The sequence below is a fragment of the Pseudomonas sp. RW10S2 genome, assembly GCF_014268985.1.
GTDB lineage: Bacteria > Pseudomonadota > Gammaproteobacteria > Pseudomonadales > Pseudomonadaceae > Aquipseudomonas > Aquipseudomonas wayambapalatensis.
This window is the reverse complement of sequence record NZ_JABWRO010000041.1, coordinates 1-19,469: the sequence shown is the minus strand read 5'-3', so window position 1 is coordinate 19,469 and position 19,469 is coordinate 1. Positions and strand designations below refer to the sequence as shown.

The following is a 19,469-nucleotide window of genomic DNA, read 5'->3' as shown; positions in this document are numbered from 1 at the left end:
GCACTCGGGTATACTCCGCAGTTTTTCAAGCCAGCTGGCGTTTCTGCGCCGCCCGGCAAAAACCGCTTACGCATTCGACGTGTGCGCGGCGGATTTATCGTCCAGCCTGTGTCCAGGATGGTACGGCGATTTGGAGTGGCAAATGCTCGAACAGGCTCAGCGCGTCCTCAAGGACATCTTCGGCTACGACAGTTTCCGAGGTCGCCAGGCGGCGATCATCGAATGCGTGGCCAACGGGGGCGATGCACTGGTCCTGATGCCCACCGGGGGTGGCAAGTCGCTGTGCTTCCAGGTGCCAGGCCTGCTGCGCCCTGGCCTTACCGTCGTGGTCTCGCCGCTGATCGCGTTGATGGACGACCAGGTCGCCACCCTCGATGAGCTGGGGGTGGCTGCGGCCGCGCTGAACTCGACGCTCAGCCCCGAGCAGCAGCGCGACCTGGCTGGGCGCCTGCGCCGCGGCGAGGTAAAGATGCTCTACCTGGCGCCTGAGCGCCTGGTGCAGCCACGCATGCTGGAGTTCCTGCGCGACCTGGATATCTCGCTGTTCGCCATCGACGAAGCGCATTGCGTGTCGCAATGGGGGCATGACTTCCGCCCCGAATACCTGCAACTGGGTCAGCTTGCCGAGCTGTTCCCGCATGTGCCGCGTATCGCCCTGACCGCCACTGCCGACATGCGCACCCGTGAGGAGATCGTCCAGCGCCTGCACCTGCAGGGCGCGGAGCGTTTCCTGTCGAGCTTCGACCGGCCCAACATTTTCTATCGCATCGTGCCCAAGGAATCGCCGCGCAAGCAGTTGATGGCGTTTCTCGGCGAGCGGCGCGGCAACGCCGGCATCGTCTACTGCCTGTCGCGCAAGAAGGTCGACGAAACCGCCGCCTACCTCTGCGAGCAGGGATTCCCGGCATTGCCCTATCACGCCGGCCTGGCTGCCGAGACCCGCGCGGCCAACCAGCACCGCTTCCTCAACGAGGAAGGGCTGATCATGGTCGCCACCATCGCGTTCGGCATGGGCATCGACAAGCCCAACGTGCGGTTCGTCGCCCACCTCGACCTGCCCAAGTCGCTTGAGGCCTATTACCAGGAAACAGGTCGGGCCGGGCGTGACGGCCTGCCGTCCGATGCCTGGATGGCCTACGGCCTGCAGGACATGGTGATGCTGAAGCAGATGCTGCAGAACTCCGAAGGCGACGAGCGTCACAAGCGTATCGAACAGCACAAGCTCGACGCGATGCTGGCGCTGTGCGAAGAGACGCGCTGCCGGCGCCAGTCTTTGCTGGCCTACTTCGACGAGGTGCTCGAGCAGCCCTGCGGCCATTGCGACAACTGCGTCGACAAGGTACAGACCTGGGATGCCACCGAGCCTGCCCGCCAGGCGCTGTCGGCCGTGTTTCGCACTGGCCAGCGCTATGGGGTTGGCCATCTGGTCGATGTGCTGATGGGCAAGGATAACGAGAAGATACGCAATTTCGGTCACGAGAAGCTGTCGGTATTCGGGGTCGGCAAGGCGCTGGGCGAGCACGAGTGGCGGTCGCTGTTCCGTCAGCTGGTTGCCCGTGGCCTGGTGGACATCGACCTCGAAGGTTATGGCGGCCTGCGTCTGTCCGACACCTGCCGGCCACTGCTGCGAGGCGAGGTGAACCTGCAACTGCGGCGTGATCTCAAGCCGCAGACCGTGGCCAAGTCCTCGGGCAGCGGCGGCGGCAGCCCGGCCAGCCAATTGGTGCGTGCCGAGGAGCGCGAGCTGTGGGAGGCGCTGCGTACACTGCGGCGCAAGCTGGCGGAGGAGCACAGCGTGCCGCCTTATGTCATCTTCCCCGATTCGACGTTGCTCGAGATGCTGCGCAGCCAGCCCACCAGTCTCAGCGACATGGCCCAGGTCAGTGGCGTGGGTGCGCGCAAGCTGGAGCGTTATGGCCAGGCGTTCCTGGAGGTGCTCAACGGCGCCGGCGGCACCGAGGAGGCACCGAAGGTGGTGCTCGACCTGCGGCACGAACTGGTCAGCCTGGCCCGCGCCGGCATGACCCCGGCGCAGATCGCCGGGCAGTTGAACTGCAGCGAGAAGAACGTCTACAGCCTGTTGGCCGAGGCCATCGGGCGCCAGGAACTGAGTCTGGAGCAGGCGCTGGACCTGCCAGAAGAGTTGATGATGGAGGTACAGGACGCATTCCTCGACGGGGAGGGTGAACTGCCGCCGGTTTCGGCCATTGCCCCGCAGTTTGGCCAGCGCGTGCCGGAAGGTGTGCTGTATTGCGTGCGTGCGGCGCTGGCGGCGGAGTTCGAGCTCTGAGGCAATAGTGCCTGCTGCCGTGAGCGTAGAGTGCCGCCGGTAACGCCGGGTTTCCCGGTCATTCCTGACCTTTGTCATTCTTTTTGTTGATTATCGGACGTTTCCCACTCGCCGAGCCTTGCCTGATACTCCGGGGCATGATTAGCTGACTAATAATTAGTTCTATCGATCGAGTTGCTTATGCCCCTGACCGACAACCAACACCGCTTCGGCATGCAGCTGGCCCAGATGTCCCGGGGCTGGCGCGCCGAACTCGACCGCCGCCTGGCCGGGCTGAACCTGTCCCAGGCCCGCTGGCTGGTGCTGTTGCACCTGGCCCGTTTCGACGAAGCGCCGACCCAGCGCGAGCTGGCGCAAAGTGTCGGTGTCGAGGGCCCGACGCTGGCGCGCCTGCTCGACAGCCTGGAAAGTCAGGGGCTGGTGCGTCGTCAAGCGGTCATGGAAGATCGGCGCGCCAAGAAAATCCTGCTGTGCCCGCCTGCAAAACCGCTCATCGATCAGATCGAAACCATTGCCAATGCCCTGCGCGCCGAACTCTTCACTGGCGTCGATGAGGCGGATCTGGAGGTGTGCATGCGCGTGCACGCGAAGATTCTTGGCAACCTCGAGAAGTCCTGACCACAGCACTACGCTTCAGAACAGTACTACGCTTCAGCGGCACGAGAAAACGGATAGAGACTCACGCCCTATCCGTTTTTTTATGTCGCGCCTTCGCGCGTACTAGAAGGTGTGGCCCAGGTTCAGGTACACCGCCTTCTGGTGCTCGGTGTTGGCGCCATAACTGATGTTCAGCGGCCCAAGCGGTGTGTCCAGCCCGAGGAAGATGCTCGCTGCGTTGATATAGCCACTGTCGAACTCGTTGTCGTTGTTCCAGGCGCGGCCACGCTCCAGCGACCCGCCCAGGTACAGCGGGAAGTCCAGCGGCAGGTAGGCGCGTGGTGTCAGGCGCCGGTAGTAGACCATGCGCATCAGGCTGATGTTCTGCCCCGACACCGAATCCTGGCGAAAGCCCGATAGCTGACGAGCGCCGCCAAGCACGAAGCTGGAGGTCACCACGTCGGTATCGTCCAGGGTACGGCCGTAGCGGCCGCCGAATACCCAGGTGTTCGGCCCGTAGCTCAACGCCTTGTCGATGTTGAACTGCCACTGGCGGTAGTCGGTGTCTGAATCCAGCGAGCGGTCGTACTTGCGCAGGGTCAGGCCGATGTCCTCGCCGCTGTGGGGGAAGTACACGTTGTCGAGGGTGTCGAAGGAGTATTTCAGTTCGTAGAAGCCTTCATTGAAGCTGACCTTGGGCAGGTCCTGGTCGCCGATGCGCACTTCGGCCTCACCCCAGGCCTTGCCCACGCCCAGGCGCACTTCCCCGTAGGTGCCGATCTGTCGACCCAGGTTCAGCCCGAAGCCGTAGCGTTCCAGGCGGTACTCGGCAACCGGATCGTTGTCCAGGGTCGCTTCGATGTTCTGCGAGCCAAGGGACAGGTACGGCGCGACAAAGTAGCGCGAACCCACGTCCAGCGGCTGGTAGAACTCGCTGTACAGTTCCTGCTGATCGCCGATCTGTGCCCGGGTCAACCATTCGGCGCCCAGGCGGTTGATGCCATTCACCCGATAACTGGCACCCAGATTGAAGGCACTGTCGCCGCGCATGTCGTCGGACAGGTTTAGCCCCAGGCGCAGGTAGTCGGTGCCGCCGCGCTTGCCTCGGGCGTTGATCACCAGTGTGTTGTCGTCGCCCTTGTGCACCACGCGGTACTGCACCCGGTCGAAGTAGTCCAGGCCGTAGAGGGTACCCATGTCGGTCTCCAGGCGCTCCAGCTCCAGCGGCTCGCCGATGGGTTGGCGGATGTAGTAGCGGATCACGTCATCGCTGACCTTTGAATCGTTCTCCACCTTGATCGCCGTGATGATGGGCGTGCGCTGTTGCGCAGAGCGGGCCGCGGCCAACTGGCTGTCGCCGCCTGCCTGGCGCAGCACCGCCAGGCGTGCGTCGAGGGCGCGGGTGGCGCGGTAGCCGGCGTCGATCATGTCCTGGGCACGACCGAAGTCGGTGACGCCAAAGGCTGCCAGTGCTGGTTGTACCAGGATGTCGTCGCGGTGCAGGCTGGCCAGTTGCTCCTCGGAGTTGCGCCGGGTCATCAGGGTGATCGACTGGTTGAGCACGTCCACGACCGTGGCCAGTTGCTTGCGGCTGCGCAGCGGGGTGCCGATATCGACGACGATGGCCATGTCCACGCCCATTTCGCGCACCACATCCAGCGGGATGTTGTCGACCATGCCACCATCCACCAGCAGGCGCCCGTCGAGCTCGACCGGGGCGAACACTGCCGGAATCGACATGCTGGCGCGCACCACCTGAGGCAGGTGGCCACGGCGGAACACCACTTTCTCGCCGCTGGCGATGTCGGTGGCGACGGCGCGGAACGGGATCGGCAGTTTGTCGAAGTCGCGAATGTCAGCAGTGTGCGCCAGCTTGCTTTCCAGCAGCAATGACAGGTTCTGGCCCTGGATCACACCCAGCGGCAGGCCAAGGCTGCCGTCATCGCGAAAGCTCAGCTTCTGCTTGACCAGGAAATCACGGTCATCCTGCTTGCGGCGAAACGGCACATCCTTGCGCGGCGGGGCGTCGGAGAGTGCCTGCTGCCAGTCGAGGGTGCGCGCCAGGTGCTCGAGCTCCTCGATGCTGTAGCCGGAGGCATACAGGCCGCCGACCACCGCACCCATGCTGGTTCCGGCGATGGCGTCGATGCGCACGCCCTGTTCTTCCAGGGCCTTGAGCACGCCGATATGCGCCAGGCCGCGGGCGGCGCCGCCGGAAAGTACCAGGCCGACCTTGGGCCGGGGTGGCTCCACGGCCAGGGCGGTGAACGAGGTGAGCGCCAGCAACAGGCATAGCAGCAGATGATGCATCGTGAGTCTCAAAGCGGTGGGCAAAGACCGCTAGTATAAGCGGCTCACCCACCAGGAAATGTCCTCATATGGCCGATACCAAACCCGAAATCGTCATCACGTATTGCACGCAGTGCCAATGGTTGCTGCGCGCTGCCTGGCTGGCGCAGGAACTGCTCAGCACTTTTTCCGACGATCTCGCGCGAGTCGCCCTGGAACCGGGCACTGGTGGAGTGTTCCGCATCACTTGCGACGGCGCGCAGATCTGGGAGCGCAAGCTCGATGGTGGCTTCCCCGAGGCCAAGGTGCTCAAGCAGCGGGTGCGCGACCAGATCGACCCGCAGCGTGACCTGGGCCACAACGACCGTTGATCATGCACCTTCGGCCAGGCGTTCACGCTGTGGTGGTGGCTCGGCAGACAGGCGGCTGGACAGCACGATGGCGAAGATGATCAGCACCCCGCCAGCGAGCATGCGCAGGGTGGGGGTCTCGGCGAACACCATCCAGGCCACGGCAATACCGTAGACCGGCTCCATGCCGAACACCACCGAGGCGGTACGGGCCTTGATCACTGCCAGGCTGGCGACGAACAGGCTGTGCGCCACCCCGGTGCAGAAGATGCCGAGCAGGGCGATCCACAGCCAGTCCATCGGTTTCACGGCACTCAGGCCCGGCAACGCGAAGGGCAGGAGGCACAGGCCGACCACCAGGTTCTGGCACAGCGCAGCCTGCACCGCAGGCACACGACCGGAGCCGGCACGATTGGTCAGCGACAGCAGCGAGAACAACAGGCCCGACAGCAAGGCCCAAAGCAGGCCGCCCGTGGCCTCGCTGGCCAGGTTGAACGCCGGTGTGACCAGCACCAGGCCGATGCTTACCAGCAGTACCAGCACGGCTTCGTTGCGCCGGATGCGCTCGCGGAACAGCACGCCCTCAAGGATTACGGTGAACGCTGGAAAGCTGGCAAAACCGAGGGTGGCGATGGCAACGCCACCGACCCGCACGGCGATGAAGAAGCTCACCCAGTGCCCGGCCAGCAATATGCCGCCAAGCAGCAAACGCCCCAGGTCCTGAGCCCTGAGTCGCTGCCATCCCTTGCGGGCGAGGCCGGCGAACAAGGCTAGGGCCAGCACCGCGAAGAGTGCGCGGCCAAAGACGATGATCGAGGGCGTGGCACTGGCGGCCAGTTTGCCGAAGACGCCGGTAAGGCCGAAGAACAGCGCGCCGATGTGCAGGGCGCCGAGGGCAGTACGGTGGTTCATGCTGAGTCCTTGCTCGAGATCGTTGCTGTCACTTGCGCGGGTAAACCCGCAGCCACAGGCCGATAGAGGCACAGTGTAGAGCTCGGGGAGAACAGATTCTGTCGCGATCCTGGCGTCAGTTGTCGCCAGACTCTCGCCGCAGCGCCAGCGGCGTAAGGCCGAATGCCCGCAGTATCGCCGCCGAAAATGCACTCTGCGAGCTGTAACCCACCTGTGCGGCGATTTCGCCCATCGGCAGCGAAGTGCGAACGATCAGTTGCCGTGCCTTGAGCAAACGCCGCTGGCGGATGTAGTCCATCGGCGTCATGCCGCATTCCTCGACGAAGCGTGCGTGCAGGCGGGCACCTGACAAACCGGCCAGTCGTGCCAGGTCGGCGACCTGCAGCGGGTGTGCGGCATGACGCTCGATATGTGCATCGAAGGCGGCGTAGGGCAGGCGTTTGCTGGCGGTGGTGGGGGCGGCAGCGGTGTTCAGGCTGGCCAGCAGCAGGAGTGCGCCTTGGCGGCTGATCAGCGGGTCATCCACCGGGCTCGCCGCGAGCCAGTCCACCAGTTGCTGCTGGCGGCCGTCGAGCAGTAGCGCCGCCGAGCGTTCGAGCAGGCGGTGGCTGGCCTCGGCGTGGCCGCCCATCTGTTCGCGCAGCCAGTGTTCGCCTGGAATATCCAGCACCAGGCAGTGGCTGCCCGCGTCGCTGGCACAGGTGTGGTGAAAGCCGGCGGGGACCACGATGAGCCCCTGGCGGTCGATGCGCGCGCCCCGGCCCTGTACTTCGAAATCCAGTTGCCCACGCAGGCCGAACACCAGTTGCGGGTGTTCGTGGCTGTGGGCGAGCAACTCGTCGCGGTAGTGGCGCAGGGAAAGGATCGGACCGACCATGGGAGCATCCTTGGAACAGAGGTGCAGAGTATCACCGTGGGAATTGCCCGCGAAAAGGCCGGCGCTCCTTGCGGGACGATCACTCGTCACATCACTGCCACCAATCTGTCATCCGCACCTGCCAGTCTCCTGCAAACAGCGCCGGAGGCCGCCCCATGACACATCCCGAACTTGTCCGTCCGTCACGCAAGCAGCGGGTGCGCACCCTTTGGATCTCCGATGTGCACCTGGGCACCCGGGATTGCCAGGCCGAACACCTGTCGCAGTTCCTCAAGGGCTACCAGGCCGACCGCGTCTACCTGGTCGGCGACATCATCGACGGCTGGAAGCTGCGTAGCGGCATCTATTGGCCGCAAGCCCATACCAACGTGATCCGTCGCTTGTTGACCATGAGCAAGCGCGGTACCGAGGTGATCTACGTCACCGGAAACCACGACGAGTTCCTGCGCCGTTATTCGAAGCTGGTCCTGGGCAATATCCAGCTGGTCGACGAGGCCGAGCACCTCACCGCCGATGGTCGCCGCTTGCTGGTGGTGCATGGCGACCAGTTCGACGTGATCACCCGCTACCACCGCTGGTTGGCGTTTCTGGGCGACCGGGCTTATGAGTTCACCCTGGTGCTCAATCGCTGGCTCAACCATTGGCGTGCCCGCTACGGGTATGGCTACTGGTCGCTGTCGGCTTACCTCAAGCACAAGGTCAAGGGGGCGGTGAACTTCATCAGCGACTTCGAGGATGCGATCGCCCATGAATGCACGCGCCGAGGGTTCCAGGGTGTGGTGTGTGGGCATATTCACCACGCCGAGATTCGCAAGGTGGGCGAGGTCGAATACCTCAACTGCGGTGACTGGGTCGAATCCTGCACGGCGTTGATCGAGCACTGGGATGGCCACATCGAGCTGTATCGTCTGGCCGATGCCCAGGCACGGGAAATCGAGCGCGTCGCGGCGTTGCGCGAGCCAGCTTAGTTCGATACGGCCGCAGGCCTCTCAAAGGCTGATCTTGCCTCTCAGGATGTCGCGGAACATCGCGAAATCACCAATCAGGCTGTACAGCGGATACGTGAAGGTCGCCGGTCGGTTCTTTTCGAAAAAGAAGTGCCCGACCCAGGCGAAGCCGTACCCGGCGAACGGTATGGCCAGCAATAGCAGCCAGTTACCGCTGCCAATGGTGTAGGCCAGCAGGGCGATGACCAGGCTGGTGCCGACGAAGTGCAGGCGTCGGCAAGTAGGGTTGGCGTGTTCGCCAAGGTAGTAGGGGTAGAACTCGGCAAAACTGCGAAACTGCGCTGTGCTGTTCATGGGCTGTGTTCCCGCAGGTGCGTTTTTGTTCAGGATACACGGCGTGGAGCCTGTTTCGAGTCTAGAGTCACTGGGAGGGGCTACCAGTGACAATTGGCGCCAATTGAGTATCCTTTCGATTCACCGCTGGAGCGGTCAGCACAAGAAGCCTGTCATGAGTGAAAGAACCACGTCAGCCAGCTGGGCATCAGGGATCGTCAAGGCGCTCGAGCTGGAAGGGCTCGACTGTCGTGCCATGTTCAAGCAACTCGGGCTGGACTTCGCCGCCCTCGACGATCCGGATGCGCGCTTCCCCCAGGACGCCATGACCCGCCTCTGGCAGCTGGCGGTGGAATTGTCGGGCAACGAGGCCATTGGCCTGAACATGGCACGAGTGGTGCGGCCTGCGTCCTTCCATGTGGTTGGCTATGCGCTGATGTCCAGCCGTACGCTGGCCGAAGGTTTCGAACGCCTGGTGCGTTACCAGCGGATCATCGCCGAAAGCTCCGACCTGAGCTTCCGTCTCGGGCCTGAGGGCTATTCGCTGATTCTCACTGTTCATGGTGATCACCTGCCTCCGACCCGGCACAGCTCGGAAGCCTCGCTGGCCTGTGCGCTGTCGCTGTGCAGCTGGCTCAGCGGACGCCCGGTGCAGCCGCGCCGGGTGCTGATCCAGGGGCCGCAACCGAGGAATGTCGAGCCTTATCGGGTCGCTTTCCGGGCACCGCTGGTGTTTGGGGCTCCGCACGATGCGCTGGTGCTCGAACGGGCCGACATGGAGGCGCCGCTGCCCACTGCCAACGAAGCGATGGCCATTCTTCATGACCGTTTCGCGGGCGAATACCTGGCGCGTTTCTCGGAAAGTCGGGTCACCCATCGAGTACGCCAGACCCTGTGCCGCATCCTGCCCCAGGGCGAACCCAAGCGCGAAACCGTGGCCCAGGCCTTGCACCTGTCCCAGCGCACGCTGCAGCGGCGTCTGCAGGAGGAAGGCACCAGCTTCCAGACCCTGCTCGACGACACGCGGCGCGAACTGGCCGAGCAATACCTGGCACAGCCGGGCATGACCCTGCTGGAAACTGCCTATCTGCTGGGTTTTGCCGATCCGAGCAATTTCTACCGGGCCTTCCGCCGCTGGTTCGACGTCACTCCCAGCGAGTACCGCGCGCGCCTGGAGGCGTCAGGGGTCAGTGACGCCAGAACGCAGGCATGCACAACACCAGCACCGTGATGATCTCCAGGCGGCCGAGCAGCATGCCGCCGGCGAGAATCCACTTGGCGGCATCCGGCAGGCTGGCGAAGTTGCCAGCCGGGCCGATCACCTCGCCCAGGCCTGGCCCCACGCCGGAAACGGTACTGGCTGCGCCGGTCAGGGCTGTCATCCAGTCCACGCCCAGTAGCGACAGCAACAGGGCGATGACGCAGATGGTCACGGCGAAGAAGAACGAGAAGGTCAGGATCGAGCGCACGATTTCTTCGTCGAGGCGGTGACCATTGTATTTTTGCTTGATCACTGCGCGCGGGTGGATCAGCTGGTTGAGGCTGGCCTTGAGCAGGATGTAGGCGACCTGGAAGCGGAAAATCTTGATGCCACCGGCGGTCGAGCCGGAGCAGCCGCCGATGAAGCCCAGGTAGAAGAACAGCATCAGCGAGAAGTTGCCCCACAGGCTGTAGTCGCCCAGGGCGAAACCGGTGGTTGTGACCACCGAGGTGACGTTCAGTGCCACGTGGCGGAAGGCGTCGAGCCAGTGCAAATCGGTGGTGGCCCAGTACCAGGTGCCGAGCACGATCCAGGTGGCCACCAGCAACCCGAGCAGCCCCTGCACCTGCTGGTCGCGGATCAGCGCCCGGCGATTGCCGCGCAGGGTGGCCACATAAAGGGTGAAGGGCACGCTGCCCAGGATCATCACCACCACGGCGACCCAGTGCACCGCAGGAATGTCCCATTTGGCCAGCGACAGGTCGGAGGTGGAGAAACCGCCGGTGGAAATCGCCGACATGGCGTGGTTGATCGCATCGAAGGGGCTCATCCCCGCCCACCAGAAGGCCAGGCTGCCGAGTACGGTGATGCCTACGTACACCGCGACGATGTACTTGGCAACCATGTGCGAGCGCGGCATGACCTTTTCCGAACGGTCCGAGGACTCGGTCTGGAACAGGCGCATGCCGCCGATGCGCAGCAATGGCAGGATCGCCACCGCCATGCCTATGAAGCCGATGCCGCCGAGCCAGTGCAGCATCGAGCGCCACATGAGGATGCCGGGCGACATGTTGTCCAGCCCGCTGAGCACCGTCGAGCCGGTGGCGGTGATACCGGACATGCTTTCGAAGAAGGCGTCGGTGTAGCTGATGTGCTGGGTCAGCAGGAAGGGCAGGGCGGCGAACACACAGACCACGAGCCAACTGCTGACGGTCAGCAGGTACATGTCGCGTGGGCGCAGGTGCACGTGCTCGGGGCGGCCTTGCAGGACCATGGCCAGGCCTGCAATGAAGGTGATCAGGCTCGACCAGAGGAATGACGGCATGTCGCCGGTGCGTTCGAAGATCAGCAGGGTCGCCATGGGCACGACCATGCTCACCGCCAGGGTGATCAGGAAGATGCCGATGATGAAACCAATGATCCTTAAGGTCGGCAACGCCATGTGATCTGCCCTGACTCGAAACGGAAAGGGCGCCATTCTACCTGTGGGTTGCGGGATGTAAACGTGTGCCCGGCGGTGCGGGGTGCGGACTTTTGATCGCGATCGCGGACAAGTCGGCTCCACATGTGCGCGAGGTCCTTTAGAATGGCGCCACATTTCTTCTGTCAGGAGGGTAGCCGATGGAGGCTCTCGACGCATTGCTCAACCGTGTTTCCGTACCACGCCTGACCGATCCGGCGCCCAATGCCGCGCAGCGTGAGGGTTTGTTCCAGGCCGCGCTGCGTGCACCGGACCACGGTCAGCTGCGCCCCTGGCGTTTTCTGACCATCGAAGGGCAGGGGCGCGAAAAGCTTGGCGAGCTGTTCGCCGAAGCTGTACAGGCCAAGGGTGACGCCAGCCAGGCGGCACTGGACAAGGCCCGGGCCATGCCGCTGCGCGCGCCCTTGCTGATCGTGGTCATTGCCCGTCTGCAGGATCACTTCAAGGTGCCGAAGTCGGAGCAGCGTCTGGCTGCCGGTTGTGCGGCCCATGGCATCCTCATCGCCGCCCATGCTCAGGGGATCGGCGCGGTGTGGCGCACTGGCGACATGGCCTTCGAGGCCCATGTGAACAAGGGGCTGGGGCTGGCGGAGAACGAAGAGCTGATCGGATACCTGTACCTGGGCACGCCGGTCAATGAACCACGCACCCCGCCGGTGCTGGAGACCGCCGAGTTCGTCAGCGCCTGGGGCGAGTGACCAGGTGGGCTTGCACGCTCAGGCAGTTGCCTGGGCCACCGGCAGTTCCAGCCGCGCGACAAAGCCCCCCTGCGGATGATTCTCCAGCACCAGCGTCCCGCCATGTCGCTCGGCCGCGCGCCTGGCGATCGCCAGGCCAAGTCCGTGGCCTGGCGTTTCCTGTCCCGGCGCGCGGAAGAACGGCTCGCCCAACTGTGCAAGGTGTTCTGGCGCCACCCCCGGCCCATGGTCGCGCACGCTCAGAAGCAGGTGTTCCTGCTCGCGGCTGGCGCGGATCTCGATCGGCTGCCCCGCTGGGCTGAAGCGCAGCGCATTGCGCACCAGGTTGTCTACCGCACGCTCCAGCAGGGTCGGCCAGCCCTGCAGGGTCAGCCCGGGCTCGGCCTCCAGGCGTACTTCCTGTTCCGGCACGCTGAGCTGGGCATCCTTGCGCACACTGCCGAGCAGTGCGTTGAGGTCGACAGGCTCGGCATGTGCCTGCTCGGCATCGACCCGGGCCAACACCAGGATTTCGCTGATCAGGTCTTCCAGCCGGTCGCACTCGCGGGTCAGGCGTGGCCAGAGGGCCTGGCGCTGTTCGGGCTCGGCGCGTTCGGCCAGGGCCAGGGCGATGCGCAGGCGCGCCAGCGGCGAGCGCAGCTCGTGGGATACATCGCGCAGTAGCTGGCGCTGGCTGCCGATCAGGCTTTGCAGGCGGGCGCCCATCTTGTTGAAATCGTTGGCCAGTACGCCGAACTCGTCGCGGCGCACCGCCAGCCGCGCCAGGCTGTTCTGCTGGTAGCTGGTCTGGCCCAGGTCGTGCACCGCACCGCGCAGGCGGCTGAGGGGGCGGGTGATCGAGAGGGTCACCAGCAAGCTGAACAGGGTCAGCACCACCAAGGCGATTCCCAGGGCGCTGAGCGGCCAGATCAGGCTTTCACGGTGCCAGGCCATCAGCTCCGGGTGCGGGATACGGTAGATCAGCAGGTAGGTTTCGCCCGTGGTCGGGCTGGTGTATTCCTCGGTGAGGCGGCGCCAGGGCAGGCGCCGCTCGTCGTTGTGCTGGCGTCGCTCGAAGTCTTCGGCGCGACGCGGGAAGGTGCCGGGCACCACGGCATCGCCGCTGTCGTCGAGCACCTGGACGTCGATCTTGTAGCGCTGCTTGCGGCGTTCCAGAAAGCGCTGCGATGCCTCCAGCCCTTCCTGTTCGTAGTGCTTTACCCAGCGGCTGGCCAAGGTGTTCAGGCCTGGGTGGCGGCTGAGAATCCAGGCGTCCTGGTTGAGCATGTGGCCGAGCAGGATCGACAGGCCCGCAACCAGGGCGATGGCCAGCCAGAAACTGGCCAGGATGCGCCAGAACAATGAACGCAAGACGAGTACCTCCCACACACGAGAAAGGCCCGGCCCGCATTACCGCGAGCCGGGCACCGGTCGGACAGCTTACTGGGCCTTGGCGGCTTTTTCAGCTTTCCAGGCCTGGAACTGCTGCCATTCAGCCTTGTCTGCCGCGCGTTTGCTCTGCAGTTCGTCGAACTGCTTCTGTTGCTCTGGCTTGAGCAGGGCACGGATCTGGCTCTGGGTCTTGTCGTGACCGGCCTTGATCTCGTCCTGCATGGCTCTCTGGTCTGCGGCCGGCAGCTTGGCCAGGTAGCGTTCGGTGACGTCGCGGCGCTGCTTCATCTGCTCGCCCATCAACTTGCCGATCTGCTGGCGCTGGTCGCGGGTCAGGTCAAGCTGCGCGAAAGGCGCATCACCGCGGTGATGCGGGCCGTCACCGCGTGGGCCGCCGTCTGGCATGGCCATGGCTACGGTCGGCAGGGCTGCGGCGAACATCAGGGCGATAAGGGTCTTGCGCATGGTGTTTCTCCTTTCTGAGGCCGGTGGTTACCGGATGAGCCCAGTCTAGGGAGATCAAGGTCAAGGGCGGTCAGTGCAGGGTAAAGGCTGGGTAAAGACTGCCTTGGCGCTACACTGTGACCCGACTTGCCGTGGAGCCCGTATCGTGACCTTCAGCCTTTCCCTCAAGCAGGCCCGACGCCTGGCCCTGTCCGCGCAGGGCTTCGGCAAGCCCCAGGCACCGACGCCGGCTGCTCTCAAGCGCATGCTGCAGCGCTTGGGCGTGGTGCAGATCGACTCGGTCAATGCGCTAGTGCGCTCGCACTACCTGCCGCTGTTCTCGCGCCTGGGCGACTACCCGGCCGAGCTGCTCGACCAGTTGGCCTGGGGCCGTGGGCGTCAGCGCCAGTTGTTCGAATATTGGGGGCATGAGGCGTCCTTGCTGCCCTTGTCGCTCTATCCGCTGATGCGTTGGCGCATGGCGCGAGCGCAGCAGGGCGAGGGTATCTACCGGCAGCTGGCGCAGTTCGGACGTGAGCGTCAGGATGTCATTGCCCGCGTGCTGGATGCGGTGCGGGACCAAGGCGCCCTGGGCGCCGGAAGCCTGTCGACCCGGCAGGAGCGCGCCGGCCCATGGTGGGACTGGAGCGAGGAGAAGCACGCCCTGGAGTGGCTGTTTGCGGCCGGACAGGTCACCGTCGCCGGGCGCCGCGGGTTCGAGCGTCTGTACGATCTGCCGGAGCGCGTGCTGCCAGCGGCGATCCTCGATCAGCCCGAACTCCGTGACAGCGAGGCCCAGCAGGGGTTGCTGCTGCAAGCCGCCACGGCGTTGGGCGTGGCAACCGAGCAAGACCTGCGCGACTATTTCAGGCTCAGTCCCGCGCAGGCGCGGGCCGCCCTGGGCGAGTTGCTCGCTGACGGTCGCTTGCAGCAGTGCACGGTGCAGGGCTGGAAGCAGCCGGCCTACTGCGCCGGCACGCCGCGTATTCCCCGGCGTGTGGAGGCCAGCGCCTTGCTTTCGCCGTTCGACTCGCTGGTCTGGGAGCGCGCCCGTACCGAGCGGCTGTTCGACTTTCGCTACCGCCTGGAGATCTACACCCCGGCGCACAAGCGGGTGTATGGCTACTACGTGCTGCCGTTCCTGCACGACGGTCGTATCGCCGCGCGCCTGGACCTGCGTGCGGAACGGGCACGCGGCGAGCTGGCGGTGCATGCCGTGCATGAGGAAGTTCAGGGGCTGGATGAAGAGGGCTTCCAGGCCCTGGCCCGCAGCCTGGAGCGGCTGGCGGGCTGGCTGGGCCTGGAACGGGTGCGTCTGGATTGCGCGCGCGAGTCGGCAGGGCCGTTGCGTCAGGCCCTCAGCGACGCACCTGCTTGAGGGTTTCGGCGATCAGGAATGCCAGCTCCAGTGATTGATCGGCGTTCATCCGTGGGTCGCAATGGGTGTGATAGCGGTCCGACAGGCCATCTTCGGTGATCGGCCGGGCGCCGCCGATGCATTCGGTGACATTCTGCCCGGTCATCTCGATGTGGATACCCCCGGCGTGGCTGCCTTCGGCCTGGTGTACCTGGAAGAACTGCCGTACTTCGTCGAGGATCTGCGCGAAATCGCGGGTCTTGTAGCCGCTGCTGGCCTTGATGGTGTTGCCGTGCATCGGGTCGGAACTCCACAACACCTGGCGCCCCTCGCGCTCGACGGCGCGGATCAGCCCCGGCAGGTGATCGCCGACCTTGTTCGCTCCCATGCGCACGATCAGGTTCAGGCGGCCGGGGTCGTTGTCCGGGTTGAGCACGTCGATCAGGCGGATCAGATCCTCAGTGTTCATGCTCGGGCCGACCTTGACCCCGATCGGGTTGTGCACGCCCCGCAGGAACTCCACGTGGGCACCATCAAGCTGACGGGTGCGGTCGCCGATCCACAGCATGTGCGCCGAACAGTCGTAGTAGTCCCCAGTCAGGCTGTCGCGGCGTACGAAGGCTTCCTCATAGTTGAGCAGCAGCGCCTCGTGGGCCGTGAAGAAGCTGGTTTCACGCAGTTGCGGGGCGCTGTCCAGGCCGCAGGCGCGCATGAAGGCGAGGGTTTCGTCGATGCGATCGGCAAGCTGATGGTACTTGTCGGCCAGTGCCGAGTTGGCGATGAAGTCCAGGTTCCATTTGTGCACCTGGTGCAGGTCGGCGAAGCCGCCTTGGGCGAACGCACGCAGCAGGTTGAGGCTGGCGGTGGCCTGGTGATATGCCTGCAGCAGGCGCTCCGGGTCGGGGACGCGGCTGGCGGCGTCGAAGCCGATACCATTGACGATGTCGCCACGGTAGGCGGGCAGGGTGACCTGGCCGATGGTTTCGTCGTTGGCCGAGCGCGGCTTGGCGAACTGCCCGGCCATGCGCCCGACCTTCACCACCGGGCAGCCAGCGGCGAAGGTCATGACGATGGCCATCTGCAGCAGCACCTTGAAGGTGTCGCGGATTTTCGCGGCGGAGAATTCGGCGAAGCTTTCGGCACAGTCGCCGCCCTGGAGCAGGAAGGCGCGGCCCTGGGTGACCTCGGCGAACTGGCGGCGCAACTCGCGGGCTTCCCCGGCAAATACCAGCGGCGGGTAGCTGGCCAGGGTCTGCTCGACCTTGAGCAGGTGAGCGGCGTCGGGGTAGGTCGGTTGTTGCTGGATCGGCAGGGCGCGCCAGCTGTCAGGGGTCCAGGGTCGGTTCATCACGGGCTCGATGTGGTCGGTTCAGGCGTACCTGTCATGGTATCAGTTGGCGGCGTGCTTGTTGCACCGCAGGCATTGGCGGACAATGCCGGTTTTTTGTGTGGGCAGGTGGCAAGCGATGGCGACGGAGCGGGAAGAGCGGCTGCTGGCCCGGGTGGAAGATGCCTACGGGGTCATCAGTGTGTACGAGGTCGAGGATTATCGCTTCCTTGAGTTCGGCGACGCCATCGAGCAGAGCTGTACCTTCACCGCCGACCCCAGTTGGCTGGAATACGACTACACCCGCGCGATGCTGGTCGGTGCGCTGTGCCATCCGCAGCCAGAGAGCGCGCTGTTCCTGGGGCTGGGGGCCGGTACCCTGACCCAGGCCTGCTTGAAGTTCCTGCCGCTGGAGGATGTCGAGGCCATCGAGCTGCGCCCGGACGTGCCGCGCCTGGCCATGCAATACATGGGGCTGGATGATGATCCGCGCTTGTACGTGCGCATTGGCGACGCTCTCGAACTGCTGCCCACGGCTGAGCAGGCCGACCTGATCTTCGTCGACCTCTATACCGATCATGGCCCGGGTGTCGGGCACCTGGCCTGGGGCTTTCTGGAGCGGTGCCAGCAGCAGCTCAATCCGGGGGGCTGGCTGGTGATCAACCAGTGGGCCGGCGACGATGGCCGGCCGCTGGGCGCGGCATTGTTGCGTGGGTTGTATCACCGGCATTACTGGGAGCTGCCGGTGAAAGAGGGCAACGTGATCCTGCTGGTGCCGGCGGATCTGGAGCAGACACTGGATCTGGACGGGCTGCGCGCCCGCGCCGCTGCGCTGGCGGCGCAGTTGGGGTATTCACTGGAGTATCTGATCGAGGAAGTTCGACCGGCGAGCTGATCCGGCGTTGGTGATGCCTTCATTCGCGGGCAAGCCCGCTCCCACAAAAGTGTGCCGCGGAGCAAAAAAAGGAAACGATTCAGCAAGCTGCTCGATGATGGCCTGATACCATGCAGCACCCCAGAAAAAAATCTCACGGTACAGGGCGAATTCGTATATAGTACGCGCCGGTCTTTTAGCGGACCTCAAAATCAGGTGGTGCAAACCCTCCGAGTCCAGCTTCGGCTGCACGTCCGCTAGGCGGACCTTTCCCACGTAATTCTTTTTCAATCGTTTTCGCAAATCCCCGCCGCCAAAGCTGCCTGGGTGACTTTCGGGTCTTTCAAGGCATGTGCAGCTTTGGAGCATGGGTCTTTGCGGATGCACATAGAGGCAGACCCATGACCCAGGAAACCGGCGGATTCGCCGCTCTCGATCTTCATCCGAACATCGTTGCCGCCGTTCTGGCCACCGGCTATGAAGAGCCGTCGGCCATCCAGCAACAGTCGATCCCGATCATCCTCGCCGGTCATGACATGATCGGCCAGGCGCAGACTGGCACCGGCAAGACCGCTGCCTTCGCCCTGCCGATCCTCAACAAGATCGACGTGAGCAAGCGCGAACCGCAAGCCCTGATCCTGGCGCCAACCCGTGAGTTGGCGCTGCAAGTAGCCACCGCTTTCGAAACCTATGCCAAGCAGATGCCGGGCGTTAACGTGGTGGCTGTGTACGGTGGTGCCCCGATGGGCCCACAACTGCGTGCCATCCGTAACGGTGCGCAGATCGTCGTCGCCACCCCGGGCCGTCTGTGCGACCACCTGCGCCGTGACGAGAAAGTGCTCTCCACCGTTCAGTACCTGGTGCTCGACGAAGCCGACGAAATGCTCAAGCTGGGCTTCATGGACGACCTCGAAGTGATCTTCGACGCCATCCCTGCCACCCGCCAGACCGTGCTGTTCTCCGCAACCCTGCCGTCGTCGATCCGTTCGATCGCCGAGCGCCACCTGCGCGAGCCCAAGCACGTCAAGATCCAGAGCAAGACCCAGACTGTCACCGCGATCGAGCAGGCTCACCTGATGGTCCACGCCGACCAGAAGATCCCGGCCGTGCTGCGTCTGCTGGAGGTCGAGGAGTTCGACGCGCTGATCGCCTTCGTGCGCACCAAGCAAGCCACCCTGGACCTGGCCGCCGCGCTGGAAGCCAAGGGCTACAAGGCTGCCGCGCTGAACGGCGATATTGCCCAGAACCAGCGTGAGCGTGTCATCGACTCGCTCAAGGATGGTCGCCTGGACATCGTCGTCGCTACCGACGTCGCCGCCCGTGGCCTGGACGTACCGCGCATCACCCACGTGTTCAACGTGGACATGCCATACGATCCAGAATCCTATGTGCACCGTATCGGCCGTACCGGTCGTGCCGGTCGCGATGGTCGCGCACTGCTGCTGGTGACGCCGCGTGAGCGCCGCATGCTGCAGGTAATCGAGCGCGTCACCGGGCAGAAGGTTGCCGAAGCTCGTCTGCCTGGCCCACAGGCCGTGCTGGATGCGCGCATCAAGAAGCTGACCGCAAGCCTCGCGCCGTTGGTTGCCGAAGCTGAGGCCACCCATGGCGAGCTGTTCGACCGCCTGACCGCCGACCTGGGCTGCTCGGCCCGTGCGCTGTCTGCTGCGTTGCTGCGCAAGGCCACCAATGGCCAGTCGCTTGACCTGGCTGCTGTCGAGCGCGAGCAACCGCTGGTGCCGACCTACACGCCGCGTGAGCGTACCGGCGAGCGCAGTGACCGTGGTGAGCGCAGCGAGCGCGGTGATCGCGAGCGTCGTGCGCCGATGCCGCTGGCCGAAGGCCGCGTGCGTTGCCGTACTGCCCTGGGTGCCCGTGATGGTATCGCCGCCAAGAACCTGTTGGGTGCGATCCTCAATGAAGGCGGCCTGGCCCGTGATGCTATCGGTCGCATCCAGGTGCGCGACAGCTTCAGCCTGGTCGAGCTGCCGGAAGAAGGCCTGGAGCGTCTGCTGTCCAAGCTCAAGGATACCCGCGTGGCCGGCAAGCAACTGAAGCTGCGCCGCTATCGCGAGGACTAAGTCCTGCTGCAATGAAAAATTCCCCCCCCCCCCCCGGGGGG

The 19,469-nt window shown here is 64.6% G+C and carries 16 protein-coding genes and 1 pseudogene; 9 read left to right on the top strand and 8 right to left on the bottom strand.

Features of this window, described 5'->3' with window-relative positions:
• The first annotated feature begins 142 nt into the window (after positions 1-142).
• Entirely contained in the window at positions 143-2,290 is a 2,148-nt protein-coding gene (recQ, locus tag HU729_RS11410; protein WP_186710085.1) for a DNA helicase RecQ, read from the top strand.
• Between the two features lie 180 nt (positions 2,291-2,470).
• On the top strand, positions 2,471-2,908 hold the full coding sequence (locus HU729_RS11405; protein WP_186666846.1) for a MarR family transcriptional regulator: 438 nt from the start codon (positions 2,471-2,473) through the stop codon (positions 2,906-2,908).
• Positions 2,909-3,010: 102 nt separating this feature from the next.
• Here HU729_RS11405 and HU729_RS11400 read toward each other — a convergent pair whose 3' ends face one another.
• The gene (locus tag HU729_RS11400) at positions 3,011-5,197 is read right to left on the bottom strand and encodes a patatin-like phospholipase family protein (RefSeq protein ID WP_186666845.1); all 2,187 of its coding nucleotides are present in this window, start codon (positions 5,195-5,197) and stop codon (positions 3,011-3,013) included.
• A gap of 68 nt (positions 5,198-5,265) precedes the next feature.
• On the opposite strand from HU729_RS11400, the gene HU729_RS11395 reads away from it, so the two are divergent.
• Entirely contained in the window at positions 5,266-5,547 is a 282-nt protein-coding gene (locus HU729_RS11395; RefSeq protein ID WP_186666844.1) for a SelT/SelW/SelH family protein, read from the top strand.
• Here the strand turns inward: HU729_RS11395 and HU729_RS11390 are convergent, their stop codons facing one another.
• Positions 5,548-6,438, bottom strand: a complete 891-nt coding sequence (locus tag HU729_RS11390; protein WP_186710084.1) for a DMT family transporter — start codon at positions 6,436-6,438, stop codon at positions 5,548-5,550.
• Between the two features lie 115 nt (positions 6,439-6,553).
• Positions 6,554-7,315 (bottom strand): AraC family transcriptional regulator, encoded by a 762-nt coding sequence (locus HU729_RS11385; protein WP_186710083.1) that lies wholly within the window; start codon positions 7,313-7,315, stop codon positions 6,554-6,556.
• A 155-nt stretch (positions 7,316-7,470) separates the two neighbouring features.
• Here HU729_RS11385 and HU729_RS11380 point away from each other — a divergent pair, with 155 nt between their 5' ends.
• On the top strand, positions 7,471-8,283 hold the full coding sequence (locus HU729_RS11380; RefSeq protein WP_186710082.1) for a UDP-2,3-diacylglucosamine diphosphatase: 813 nt from the start codon (positions 7,471-7,473) through the stop codon (positions 8,281-8,283).
• A 21-nt stretch (positions 8,284-8,304) separates the two neighbouring features.
• On the opposite strand, the gene HU729_RS11375 is transcribed toward HU729_RS11380, so the two are convergent.
• A complete protein-coding gene (locus tag HU729_RS11375; protein ID WP_054893259.1) occupies positions 8,305-8,616 on the bottom strand; it encodes a DUF962 domain-containing protein in 312 nt (103 codons plus the stop codon).
• A 154-nt stretch (positions 8,617-8,770) separates the two neighbouring features.
• Between HU729_RS11375 and HU729_RS11370 the strand changes: the two genes are divergently transcribed.
• Positions 8,771-9,826: an AraC family transcriptional regulator gene (locus HU729_RS11370; RefSeq protein ID WP_186710081.1), complete on the top strand. Its 1,056-nt coding sequence runs from the start codon at positions 8,771-8,773 to the stop codon at positions 9,824-9,826.
• Here HU729_RS11370 and HU729_RS11365 read toward each other — a convergent pair.
• On the bottom strand, positions 9,783-11,237 hold the full coding sequence (locus HU729_RS11365; RefSeq protein WP_186666840.1) for a TrkH family potassium uptake protein: 1,455 nt from the start codon (positions 11,235-11,237) through the stop codon (positions 9,783-9,785). The genes HU729_RS11370 and HU729_RS11365 overlap by 44 nt on opposite strands.
• Positions 11,238-11,416: 179 nt before the next feature.
• Here HU729_RS11365 and HU729_RS11360 point away from each other — a divergent pair, with 179 nt between their 5' ends.
• A complete protein-coding gene (locus tag HU729_RS11360) occupies positions 11,417-11,974 on the top strand; it encodes an NAD(P)H nitroreductase (protein WP_186710079.1) in 558 nt (185 codons plus the stop codon).
• An 18-nt stretch (positions 11,975-11,992) separates the two neighbouring features.
• On the opposite strand, the gene HU729_RS11355 is transcribed toward HU729_RS11360, so the two are convergent.
• Complete coding sequence (locus HU729_RS11355) at positions 11,993-13,324, bottom strand: HAMP domain-containing sensor histidine kinase (RefSeq protein WP_186710077.1); 1,332 nt, start codon at positions 13,322-13,324, stop codon at positions 11,993-11,995.
• Between the two features lie 69 nt (positions 13,325-13,393).
• Positions 13,394-13,810 (bottom strand): Spy/CpxP family protein refolding chaperone, encoded by a 417-nt coding sequence (locus HU729_RS11350; protein ID WP_186710075.1) that lies wholly within the window; start codon positions 13,808-13,810, stop codon positions 13,394-13,396.
• Positions 13,811-13,955: 145 nt separating this feature from the next.
• On the opposite strand from HU729_RS11350, the gene HU729_RS11345 reads away from it, so the two are divergent.
• The gene (locus tag HU729_RS11345; protein ID WP_186710073.1) at positions 13,956-15,167 is read left to right on the top strand and encodes a crosslink repair DNA glycosylase YcaQ family protein; all 1,212 of its coding nucleotides are present in this window, start codon (positions 13,956-13,958) and stop codon (positions 15,165-15,167) included.
• Here HU729_RS11345 and HU729_RS11340 read toward each other — a convergent pair.
• The gene (locus HU729_RS11340; RefSeq protein WP_054893253.1) at positions 15,148-16,494 is read right to left on the bottom strand and encodes a 3-deoxy-7-phosphoheptulonate synthase class II; all 1,347 of its coding nucleotides are present in this window, start codon (positions 16,492-16,494) and stop codon (positions 15,148-15,150) included. The two genes, HU729_RS11345 and HU729_RS11340, sit on opposite strands and share 20 nt — an antisense overlap.
• A gap of 118 nt (positions 16,495-16,612) precedes the next feature.
• Between HU729_RS11340 and HU729_RS11335 the strand changes: the two genes are divergently transcribed.
• Together HU729_RS11335 and HU729_RS11330 are read left to right on the top strand one after the other, a co-directional pair.
• On the top strand, positions 16,613-17,368 hold the full coding sequence (locus HU729_RS11335; protein WP_186710071.1) for a spermidine synthase: 756 nt from the start codon (positions 16,613-16,615) through the stop codon (positions 17,366-17,368).
• Between the two features lie 346 nt (positions 17,369-17,714).
• Positions 17,715-19,428 (top strand): annotated as a pseudogene (locus HU729_RS11330) (DEAD/DEAH box helicase).
• Positions 19,429-19,469 lie beyond the last annotated feature (41 nt).

Coding starts and splice junctions, on each gene's coding strand:
- HU729_RS11405 (WP_186666846.1), top strand. CDS start 2,471: ATGCCCCTGACCGACAACCAACACCGCTTCGGCATGCAGCTGGCCCAG.
- HU729_RS11340 (WP_054893253.1), bottom strand. CDS start 16,494: ATGAACCGACCCTGGACCCCTGACAGCTGGCGCGCCCTGCCGATCCAG.
- HU729_RS11390 (WP_186710084.1), bottom strand. CDS start 6,438: ATGAACCACCGTACTGCCCTCGGCGCCCTGCACATCGGCGCGCTGTTC.
- HU729_RS11395 (WP_186666844.1), top strand. CDS start 5,266: ATGGCCGATACCAAACCCGAAATCGTCATCACGTATTGCACGCAGTGC.
- HU729_RS11385 (WP_186710083.1), bottom strand. CDS start 7,315: ATGGTCGGTCCGATCCTTTCCCTGCGCCACTACCGCGACGAGTTGCTC.
- HU729_RS11380 (WP_186710082.1), top strand. CDS start 7,471: ATGACACATCCCGAACTTGTCCGTCCGTCACGCAAGCAGCGGGTGCGC.
- HU729_RS11360 (WP_186710079.1), top strand. CDS start 11,417: ATGGAGGCTCTCGACGCATTGCTCAACCGTGTTTCCGTACCACGCCTG.
- recQ (WP_186710085.1), top strand. CDS start 143: ATGCTCGAACAGGCTCAGCGCGTCCTCAAGGACATCTTCGGCTACGAC.
- HU729_RS11365 (WP_186666840.1), bottom strand. CDS start 11,237: ATGGCGTTGCCGACCTTAAGGATCATTGGTTTCATCATCGGCATCTTC.
- HU729_RS11350 (WP_186710075.1), bottom strand. CDS start 13,810: ATGCGCAAGACCCTTATCGCCCTGATGTTCGCCGCAGCCCTGCCGACC.
- HU729_RS11375 (WP_054893259.1), bottom strand. CDS start 8,616: ATGAACAGCACAGCGCAGTTTCGCAGTTTTGCCGAGTTCTACCCCTAC.
- HU729_RS11370 (WP_186710081.1), top strand. CDS start 8,771: ATGAGTGAAAGAACCACGTCAGCCAGCTGGGCATCAGGGATCGTCAAG.
- HU729_RS11335 (WP_186710071.1), top strand. CDS start 16,613: ATGGCGACGGAGCGGGAAGAGCGGCTGCTGGCCCGGGTGGAAGATGCC.
- HU729_RS11400 (WP_186666845.1), bottom strand. CDS start 5,197: ATGCATCATCTGCTGCTATGCCTGTTGCTGGCGCTCACCTCGTTCACC.